Annotated in this window: 9 protein-coding genes; all 9 read right to left on the bottom strand. The window is 53.7% G+C overall.

Features of this window, described 5'->3' with window-relative positions; genetic code table 11:
• Positions 1 to 70 precede the first annotated feature (70 nt).
• On the bottom strand, positions 71 to 2,683 hold the full coding sequence (alaS, locus tag ACJJIP_RS05075) for an alanine--tRNA ligase (RefSeq protein WP_444946348.1): 2,613 nt from the start codon (positions 2,681 to 2,683) through the stop codon (positions 71 to 73).
• Positions 2,684 to 2,755: 72 nt separating this feature from the next.
• The gene (locus ACJJIP_RS05070) at positions 2,756 to 3,103 is read right to left on the bottom strand and encodes a histidine triad nucleotide-binding protein (protein WP_020411320.1); all 348 of its coding nucleotides are present in this window, start codon (positions 3,101 to 3,103) and stop codon (positions 2,756 to 2,758) included.
• A gap of 4 nt (positions 3,104 to 3,107) precedes the next feature.
• On the bottom strand, positions 3,108 to 3,293 hold the full coding sequence (locus ACJJIP_RS05065; RefSeq protein WP_020411321.1) for a Trm112 family protein: 186 nt from the start codon (positions 3,291 to 3,293) through the stop codon (positions 3,108 to 3,110).
• A gap of 144 nt (positions 3,294 to 3,437) precedes the next feature.
• Complete coding sequence (locus ACJJIP_RS05060) at positions 3,438 to 4,277, bottom strand: alpha/beta hydrolase (RefSeq protein WP_353376148.1); 840 nt, start codon at positions 4,275 to 4,277, stop codon at positions 3,438 to 3,440.
• Positions 4,278 to 4,327: 50 nt separating this feature from the next.
• On the bottom strand, positions 4,328 to 5,347 hold the full coding sequence (locus ACJJIP_RS05055) for a class I fructose-bisphosphate aldolase (RefSeq protein ID WP_353376147.1): 1,020 nt from the start codon (positions 5,345 to 5,347) through the stop codon (positions 4,328 to 4,330).
• A gap of 50 nt (positions 5,348 to 5,397) precedes the next feature.
• A complete protein-coding gene (gene glpK, locus ACJJIP_RS05050) occupies positions 5,398 to 6,876 on the bottom strand; it encodes a glycerol kinase GlpK (protein ID WP_282952801.1) in 1,479 nt (492 codons plus the stop codon).
• A 96-nt stretch (positions 6,877 to 6,972) separates the two neighbouring features.
• Positions 6,973 to 7,458: a regulatory protein RecX gene (locus tag ACJJIP_RS05045; RefSeq protein WP_444946347.1), complete on the bottom strand. Its 486-nt coding sequence runs from the start codon at positions 7,456 to 7,458 to the stop codon at positions 6,973 to 6,975.
• Positions 7,459 to 8,493 (bottom strand): recombinase RecA, encoded by a 1,035-nt coding sequence (gene recA / locus ACJJIP_RS05040; protein ID WP_444946346.1) that lies wholly within the window; start codon positions 8,491 to 8,493, stop codon positions 7,459 to 7,461.
• A gap of 172 nt (positions 8,494 to 8,665) precedes the next feature.
• The gene (locus ACJJIP_RS05035) at positions 8,666 to 9,181 is read right to left on the bottom strand and encodes a CinA family protein (RefSeq protein ID WP_353376145.1); all 516 of its coding nucleotides are present in this window, start codon (positions 9,179 to 9,181) and stop codon (positions 8,666 to 8,668) included.
• Positions 9,182 to 9,350: the final 169 nt, after the last annotated feature.

Raw genomic sequence — 9,350 nt, 5'->3', positions numbered from 1 at the left:
CGCGCACTTAATCACCAAACTTCGGTGAAATCAACTTCACATACGACTTCTGGCGCCGTTTTTACCGAAATCAGCTGCTGAGGGAGCCCTCAACCCATGTGGGCACCTCCTGCAACATACCCGCTAGGGCGGAAACATCAGTTCCTCCCCCCTGTGCCATATCCTTACGGCCACCGCCCTTACCACCAAGCTTGGCAGCGGCAAAGCGCATAAGATCCCCCGCTGACAGGCGATCTGTCAGGTCCTTGGTTACTGCCGCTACCAGAGCCACCTTATCCTCACCAGGTGCTGCAAGCAGGACAACACCACTACCAAGCTTGTTTTTCATCTGGTCAGCCAGGTCTCGCAGGGATTTAGGGTCTGCGCCATCAACAGACGCCGCCAACAACTTGAAGCCAGCAATTTCCACCGCTTGAGCAGAGAGATCACCTCCGGCACCACTGGCCAATTTGGTCTTAAGCTGACCAATTTCCTTCTCCAGTTTGCGGTTGTTAAGCAATAGCTGCTCAACTTTATCGGCAAGGCTATCCGGGCGCGCCTTGAGAAGTGCTGCAATATGTTCAAGACGCTGCTGGGTTTGATCGAACAATGACAGCGCATGTGCGCCAGTCACGGCTTCAATGCGGCGTTGACCGGAGGCGATACCGCTCTCACTCACAATGCGCAGAAGGCCTATATCACCGGTGCGCTTGACATGAGTCCCGCCGCATAACTCAACAGAAAAAGCGCCAGTTTCAGTCTCTCCCATGGAAAGAACACGAACTGTATCGCCATATTTCTCACCGAACAGGGCCATTGCCCCCATTTCCTTGGCAGACTCAATATCGGTTTCGCAAGTATCAACCGGAGTATTGGCGCGAACCTGGGCATTCACCAGGGATTCAATGGCATGCAGCTGCTTATTGGTAACAGCCTCTGGATGAGAGAAATCGAAACGAAGGCGCTCGGAGTCCACCAGCGACCCCTTTTGCGTAACATGCTCGCCCAACACTTTGCGCAGAGCAGCGTGCAGCAGGTGGGTGGCGGAGTGATTCAGTGCGGTTGCCTGGCGCACTTCTGCAGACACCTTGGCAGAAATTTGATCACCAATAGTGATGACACCCTGCAACATTTTGCCGGTGTGCAAGTGGTGGCCGCCCTGCTTGGTACAATCACGAACCTCAAAACGGCCAGCTGTTGAACTCAGATAGCCACTATCGCCAGCCTGGCCTCCAGACTCGGCATAAAACGGGGTACGGTCGAGAATCACCGCACCTTCTTCACCTTCCTCCAGGCGCTCGACTTGCTCGCGACCTTTGACGATAGCGATAACCCTGCCCCGCGCCTCAGTTGTTTCGTAACCGAGGAACTCTGTCACACCTTCCAGATCCAGAACCTCGGTATAGTCCTGCTTGAATTTACCTGCTGCGCGCGCACGTTCGCGCTGGGCTTCCATCGCAGCCTCATAACCTGCCATATCCAGTGACAAACCACGCTCTCGGGCAATATCCTGAGTCAGGTCGGTGGGGAAGCCATAAGTATCATGTAAAGTAAACACCAGCTCACCAGGAATCTCGCTACCTTCCAGGGAGGCCAGCGCACTCTCCAGCAGAGCCATCCCTTTGTCCAGGGTTTTGGCAAACTGCTCTTCCTCTTTACGTAGAGCCCGCTCAATAAGCTCTTGCTTCTCACGCAACTCAGGATAAGCATCACCCATTTGCTCAGTCAGGGCTTCCACTAACTTAAAAAAGAACACCTCTTTATGGCCGAGTTTGTGACCATGACGCACAGCACGACGGATAATGCGACGCAACACAAAACCCCGCCCCTCATTGGATGGCATCACCCCATCAGCAATCAGGAAGGAGCAAGAGCGAATATGGTCTGCAATGACACGCAGGGATTTTTCTTCGAGGTTCTTGCAGGAGACTATTTCACTAGCAGCTTTAAGCAGCGCCTGGAAAAGATCAATTTCATAATTTGAGTGCACGCTTTGCATAACCGCGGCAATACGCTCCAAACCCATGCCTGTATCTACGGAGGGCTTGGGCAGTGGGTGCAGTTCGCCATCAGCAGTGCGCTCGTACTGCATAAATACCAGGTTCCAAATCTCAATATAGCGGTCGAGATCGTCGTTATCGGAACCTGGGGGGCCACCGGGAACATCGGCACCGTGATCGTAGAAAATTTCTGAGCTGGGCCCACAAGGACCTGTATCGCCCATTTGCCAGAAGTTGTCCTCATCGAGGCGAGAAAAACGCTCTGCGCTAACGCCCACTTCTTTTAACCAGATATCAGCGGCCTCATCATCGCTGATATGAACAGTCACCCACAGGCGCTCTTCGGGCAGACCCAGTACTTTTGTGAGGAAATCCCAGGCAAAGCGGATGGCTTCACGCTTGAAATAATCGCCAAAACTGAAGTTGCCCAACATTTCAAAGAAGGTGTGGTGGCGCGCAGTATAGCCAACATTCTCCAGGTCATTGTGCTTGCCTCCGGCACGCACACAGCGCTGGGAGCTAGCGGCCCGATTGTAAGGGCGCTTTTCCTGACCGAGGAAGGTGTCCTTAAACTGCACCATGCCGGCATTGGTGAATAGCAGGGTCGGGTCATTGCCCGGAACCAGAGAGCTCGACGGCACCACAGTATGGCCCTGCTCGGCAAAGTAATTCAGAAAGGCGTCGCGAATCTGTGCGCTTTTCATCCGGCGTAATTCCACTTCGTTAGTTGAAAGTTATGTGAACGACACCGATGACGCGGTGCCACGTCTGTCCTGCTACTGCGCAAGCCCTTGTTCGGGCATCTTCTTTTGAGCCAGCAGGTGAACATGCAGGTGAAATACGGTCTGCCCCGCACTACGGCCATTGTTAACCACCAGCCGAAAGCCCTCGAGTCGCAAGCGCCGGCCCAGCTCGGCTGCCACCCACATCAGGTGGCCGAGTAGACCTTTGTCTTCGCTTTTGGCATCGGACAGATTAACTAGAGGTTTGCGCGGGATAATGAGGAGATGGGTCGGGGCTTGTGGCGCCCGATCCTCAATAACGACACAAAGGTCATCCTCGTAGATTTTCTCGGCCGGGATATCGCCCGAGATTATTTGACTGAAAACGCTGGGTTCACCCATTGGCTTATTTTTCCAGCTTTTCCTCAGCTGTCAGCTGACGCGCTTCAGATTCCAGCATCACCGGAATCCCGTCCCTAACCGGATAGGCCAAGCCACTGGCTCGACAAACCAGCTCCTGGGTATCTTCGCGGTACTCAAGCGGTGCCTTACTTACAGGACACACTAATAGGCTCAGCAACTTCTTATCCATGTTCCACCCCACTATTTCCCCCCGACACAACTTCCGGAGGGCAAAAATGACCGCGTATCATACAATGCTTCATGGGGTTTTTCACGGTATTCACCTCTGCTTAAGCCAACAGATTTCCCCGTTTTAACCCATCTTTACCTATTTTTATCCAGAGATGACAGGGTTTGAGGCTGGCAAAATGGAGTTTAGGTGGCCCAGTAGTAAATCACGGGCTAGACGCCCCTCCTCCACCTCGTTGAACAGCTCGTGGTAAGCTGCCGGAAAACAGTGAAGCCTTTTATTGGTCGAACCCATTCGACCAAACCACTCCCGACTCAGCTCTACATCCACCAAACGATCCGATTCCGGCAGCAGCATTAAGCAGGGTGTAAGCAGCCGCTCCAGATTAGCTGACAGAAACGTCCTCTCCTGGAGAAAGCTTTCAAACCAACGCAGGGAAACCCCGTGGTGGGCAAGCTCATCATTGCGATAGGCTTCGACAATAGAAACATCCCGGCTCAACCACTTGTCATCAATTCGACTGGAAAGTACAAGCTTCGGAAATAATTTGGCCAGCATCATTACCAGCCACAGCTCCAGGCCAGCGGGCTCTTTAGCTCCGCGAAATCCAGGCGCAGACAGGATCACACTGTCCACGAAACCATACCGAATAGCGCTGCCGCAGGCCACTACCGCCCCCATACTATGGCCCAACAGATGCACACTTGTATTGGGGTTACCACTTTTGACCAAACAAATAAATTCATGCAGGTCCTCGCAATAAAGGGAGAAATCATCAATATGCCCCCTTTTTCCATCTGATAACCCATGACCATAATGATCGGGGGCGTAGACGCTGAACCCGGCACGATTCAGATACTGGGCCAGCATGGTGTAGCGGCCGCTATGCTCACCCAAGCCGTGGGAAATAACTACTACCCCAAGCGCTTTCTCAACCCACCAACGGCGGTAGTGCAGGCTTACATTTCTGGTTACAAACTCCATTGCCCCTCCTTATTTTCCTTATTGTTGTAGCTTGGGCCATTCGGCACCTGTCAGCTCTCCCGCTCCAGACTGCTGCAGTACTGTCCCAACATGGCCAAATGGTTAAGGCGTGCCCGCTTGAGTAACGCACCCTGTGCTTTGGCAATATTTTCAGAGCGCCCCGCCCAAGCTGCCAATGCTGGCTGCTGCAACGCCCGGCCGTAGGAAAAGCTCAGTTGCCAAGGTGCATTATTTATCTTGTTCAACGCGTTGAGATTTGCAGAAGCCTCTTCGTTCCCCTGGCCACCAGAGAGGAAGTTTATGCTCGGTACGGCTGCTGGCACTGACCGACGTAAACTTCGCAGGGTGTATTCCGCAACCTGCTGCGGCTCCGCTCGTGCCGATTGCGCCCCAGGTATGACCATGCTGGGCTTCAGTAACATCAATTCAAGAGTGACGCCATGACGATACAGCGCATGAAAAACAGTATGCCAAACTTGTTCATTAACTTCGGCACAACGCTCAATGCTGTGATCCCCATCCATGAGAACTTCCGGCTCCACAATTGGCACCACGCCCTCGGCCTGACACACAGCTGCGTAACGGGCCAACATTTCAGCATTGGCCTGTAGCCCGAGCTCGGTGGGATTGTGTGGACTAACTGGATAGACTTCACGCCACTTGGCAAATCGAGCCCCCTGCTTTTTGTACTCGCGCAGTCGTTCGGCAAGTCCATCCAGGCCATATGTAATCATATCCCCCGCAGTACCAGCCAATGGCCCTTTTCCCTTGTCGACCTTAATCCCGGGGACAACCTTTTGATTCGCAGCCACCTGTGCCAAAAGTTTGCCATTAGCACTGCATTGACCAAGCGTCTCCTCAAACAGAATTACCCCACTGATAAAATCTCCCAGGCCCTTTGCCTCTAGCAGGGCCGCACGGTAATCCCGTCGACTCTGCTCGGTGGACTCCACCCCAATCGTGTTGAAACGCTTGGCAATAGTGCCACTGCTCTCATCTGCAGCGAGAATTCCCCTGCGACCATCCACCAATGCATCAACTGTTGCCTGTAACTCCTCCCAAACCGCCATTTGGCCACCTCCCTGTGCCGAAAGCCCATCTTGAAAAATTATTGGCCTAACTAAAATGCCTTACACGCGGCAACTGCCCGTTGCCAGCCGGCCAACCGCGATTTCCTTTCTGAAGCAGCCATAGAGGGCATAAAATCTCGCTCAATCTCCCTCAAACATTCCGGCAACTTGTCAAAGTGCCACAGACCACTACCAATACCCGCCAGAAGAGCAGCGCCGATGGCTGTAGACTCGATTTGCTTTGGCCGCTCAACCCGCAACGCAGAAATATCTGCCTGAAACTGCATCAGGAAATTATTTGCGCATGCCCCACCATCCACTCGCATATGGCTAATGGATACCCCGAGAGCCCCCTCCATCAAGCGCGCCAACTCATCACTCTGATAGGCGATAGATTCAAGCGTAGCGCGCACTATTTCTGCCCGGCCAGCGCCGCGACTCAAGCCGCACACAGTGCCCCTCGCTGATGGGTCCCAATGAGGAGCACCGAGGCCACTGAACGCGGGCACCAGGTAAACTCCACGGGTATCAGGAATACTCTGCGCAATCACCTCTGTATCCACTGCCTGCTGAATCAAGCCCATCTCATCACGTAGCCATTGGATCGCAGACCCCGCGGTAAATACCGACCCCTCAACTGCATAAGCAGGGGCACCGCTGATATCACAGGCAATAGTGGCGAGCAGCCCCGGAGATGGCTTCGGTCGCTTCTCACCTGCAAAAGCCAGCATAAAACAGCCAGTACCATAAGTATTTTTGATCTCCCCGGGACGGAGACAGCCCTGACCAAACAACGCTGCCTGCTGATCGCCGGCCACACCACAAATAGGTGCGCTTGCCCCAATGAACGCCTCAGGATCGGTATCGGTAAAATGACCGGCAGAAGGCCGGATTTCCGGCAGGATAGACTCTGGACAACCAAAGAGAGCCAGCAATTCCGGATCCCAGCGCTTTTGTTCCAGGTTGTAAAGTAGGGTGCGACTGGCATTGGTGTGATCAGTCAAGTGTGCGCGGCCACCGCTCATTTTCCACACCAGCCAGCTATCTACTGTGCCGAAACACAGGTCTCCGCGATGAGCGCGCTCCAGCAGCTGTGGCTGTGCACGGAAAATCCACAGCAATTTGCTTGCGGAGAAATAGGCATCCAATAGCAATCCACTTCGTTCGCGCAGCCAATCAGATTTTTCTGCAGCAGCTAACTCCTGGCAGATTTCTGCGGAGCGACGGCACTGCCATACAATGGCGGGGTGCACCGGCTCGCCGGTATGCCGGTCCCACAGAACTGTAGTTTCACGCTGATTGGTAATACCCACTGCCTCAACATCGGACGCGCGGATGCCGGCGCGTTGCAGAGCTGCCGCGCAAACCCGCTGCGTCACCTGCCAAATCTCTTCGGCATTCTGCTCAACCCAACCGGGTTTAGGGTAGTAGTTGGGGATTTCAGAGTAACTGCGCCCAACCAGAGCACCGCTACTATTAAAGACAAAGGCCGTAGTGCCCGTAGTGCCCTGGTCAATGGACAGGATCATAGGGTGTCTCGCGCTTATTATTCTTGCTTTCATCATCACAGGTCGGACAGCAACAATACCACCGTGACCCAATCATGCATGAGAGTATAAGCCCGATTACTTCCCGTCTAGCGCCCAGCTGATAGCATCTGCGGGAAAACCGCGATACGCCAAATAGCGCTGGCGCCTTGCGCGCTCTTTCATTTGCTGGTCTCTGGGCAGCGCTATATTGATAGGAGCACGGTATTTGCGCTGGAGCTGCTCCTGGGCAAGCTCAAACCAATCAACCTCCAGCAGCTCAATCGCATGGGTCGCGAGCTCTCCTCGAATCCCCCGCTGCTGCAACTCCTGACGAATACGCATAGGTCCCTGCCCACGCTGAACACGAGCGCGGACAAATACTTCAGCAAAGCGCTGATCTGACTGATAATTAAGTGTTTGTAAGCGCTCGAATAGAGCATCGAAATCGGCACCGGGGAACTTGCCCGCAAGCTTTTGCTTCAATTCATGGCGCGAATGCTCACGACGGGCAAGTAACTCAAGCGCCGCACCGAACAGCACTTGAGCGGGATCAACGGAGAAATCCGTGTTTGAATAAGGCACTTACTCTTCCGGGAGTTCCACTGCCTCTTCGGGGCTTGCCGGAACCAGGTCACCCAGCAGTTGCGCACGCAGTTGCCCTTCAATCTCATTGCGGATATCCGGGTTGTCACGTAAGAACTTTGTGGCGTTAGCCTTACCCTGGCCAATCTTCTCGCCCTTATAGCTGTACCAGGCACCAGCCTTGTCAACCAAGCCCAGTTTCACTCCATAGTCGATTACCTCGCCAACCATATTGATGCCTTCGCCATACATGATCTGGAATTCAGTCTGCTTGAAGGGGGGCGCCACCTTATTTTTGACAACTTTTACGCGAGTCTCATTACCCACTACCTCATCGCCGTCCTTTACGGAACCGATACGACGGATATCCAGACGCACGGAAGAATAGAACTTAAGCGCGTTACCACCAGTGGTGGTTTCCGGGGAACCAAACATCACACCGATCTTCATACGGATCTGGTTAATAAAAATTGCCAGAGTATTGGTGTTCTTGATATTACCGGTCAGCTTGCGCAAAGCCTGGGACATCAGGCGGGCCTGCAAGCCGACGTGGGAATCCCCCATCTCGCCCTCAATCTCTGCACGCGGGGTCAAGGCCGCCACAGAGTCCACTACCAGCACGTCCACGGCACCGGAGCGTACCAGCATATCGGCCACTTCGAGAGCCTGCTCACCGGTATCCGGCTGGGAAACGATCAGCTCGTCAACATTAACACCCAGCTTCTCTGCATAGATGGGGTCGAGCGCATGTTCAGCATCCACAAACGCGCAGGTGCCACCTTTGCGCTGCGCCTCAGCAATAACTTGCAGTGTCAGGGTAGTTTTACCTGAGGATTCAGGACCATAGATCTCAACAATACGGCCGCGGGGCAGACCACCAATACCCAGGGCCACATCCAGACCTAAGGAGCCAGTTGAGATCGCCGGGATACGCTCGCGCTCTTTATCTCCCATGCGCATCACTGTGCCTTTGCCAAACTGGCGTTCGATCTGCGAGAGCGCCGCCTTTAGCGCCTTGTCTTTATTGGAATCCATGACCATTCCCATATTGCTAAGCTGTGTTGATTGGTGGCAAGCTTAACGAAGGATTACTGTATAGGCAACCAGTAATTCCGGCACAACCGGTACCAGTCACCATCGCGCAAATTATGGGCTTTGGGCAGCCGCAAAGCTCGCCCTAACATTGCCAAGGTAACCCCCTGCAGCCCTAAACCGGATGCTCATCCAGGATAGCGAGCATACCTTTGATTGCCTCTCTCACAGTCTGCGCCTGTACTTCAGCCCTATCGCCTTGAAAATGAAAGCAACGGGCATCGATCTGCACGGGTTCCTGCCCATCGGCATGAGCCCAGGCAATCCAGACGGTACCTACAGGCTTCTCTTCAGTACCGCCATCGGGACCGGCAATACCACTCACTGCAACAGATAGATTGGCATCCATCATTGCCAACACGCCACAGGCCATCTGGCGGGCAACCGGCTCACTGACAGCACCAAACTGTTGTAAATCCTTGACATCTACACCCAGAACGCTGTGTTTGATGCGGTTGGCATAACTCACGACAGAGCCGTCAAACCAACTTGATGCCCCGGCAATAGCGGTTATCGCTGCGGCAACAGCCCCCCCAGTGCAAGACTCCGCAGCGGTAACTCGCCATGCACGTTTATCCAGTTCCTTACCCAGCCGCTGAGCTAACAGGGTAACGTCTCTATACTCAATCATTACACTTCCCATTAAATTGAATCGGGAGTAGCCCCCTGCCAGGCAGCAGCCTTGATACACTTTGCTCCTAAACCATCGATACGATTGATGCTTTATTAGCTTCGAATTTTAGGGGGCCGGCTATCAAGAGTAGTTTTTCATATCGAGATTAAAAAAGACTGATCGCTTA

Source organism: Microbulbifer variabilis, from assembly GCF_052467165.1.
Note: the sequence above shows the minus strand (reverse complement) of the source record. Positions and strands in the feature narration are given on the sequence as shown.

Bases quoted from the DNA above. Each gene is read 5' to 3' on its own strand.
- ACJJIP_RS05055 (WP_353376147.1), bottom strand. From the start codon at position 5,347: ATGGCGGTTTGGGAGGAGTTACAGGCAACAGTTGATGCATTGGTGGAT.
- glpK (WP_282952801.1), bottom strand. From the start codon at position 6,876: ATGATCCTGTCCATTGACCAGGGCACTACGGGCACTACGGCCTTTGTC.
- recA (WP_444946346.1), bottom strand. From the start codon at position 8,493: ATGGATTCCAATAAAGACAAGGCGCTAAAGGCGGCGCTCTCGCAGATC.
- ACJJIP_RS05070 (WP_020411320.1), bottom strand. From the start codon at position 3,103: ATGGGTGAACCCAGCGTTTTCAGTCAAATAATCTCGGGCGATATCCCG.
- ACJJIP_RS05035 (WP_353376145.1), bottom strand. From the start codon at position 9,181: ATGATTGAGTATAGAGACGTTACCCTGTTAGCTCAGCGGCTGGGTAAG.
- alaS (WP_444946348.1), bottom strand. From the start codon at position 2,683: ATGAAAAGCGCACAGATTCGCGACGCCTTTCTGAATTACTTTGCCGAG.
- ACJJIP_RS05060 (WP_353376148.1), bottom strand. From the start codon at position 4,277: ATGGAGTTTGTAACCAGAAATGTAAGCCTGCACTACCGCCGTTGGTGG.
- ACJJIP_RS05065 (WP_020411321.1), bottom strand. From the start codon at position 3,293: ATGGATAAGAAGTTGCTGAGCCTATTAGTGTGTCCTGTAAGTAAGGCA.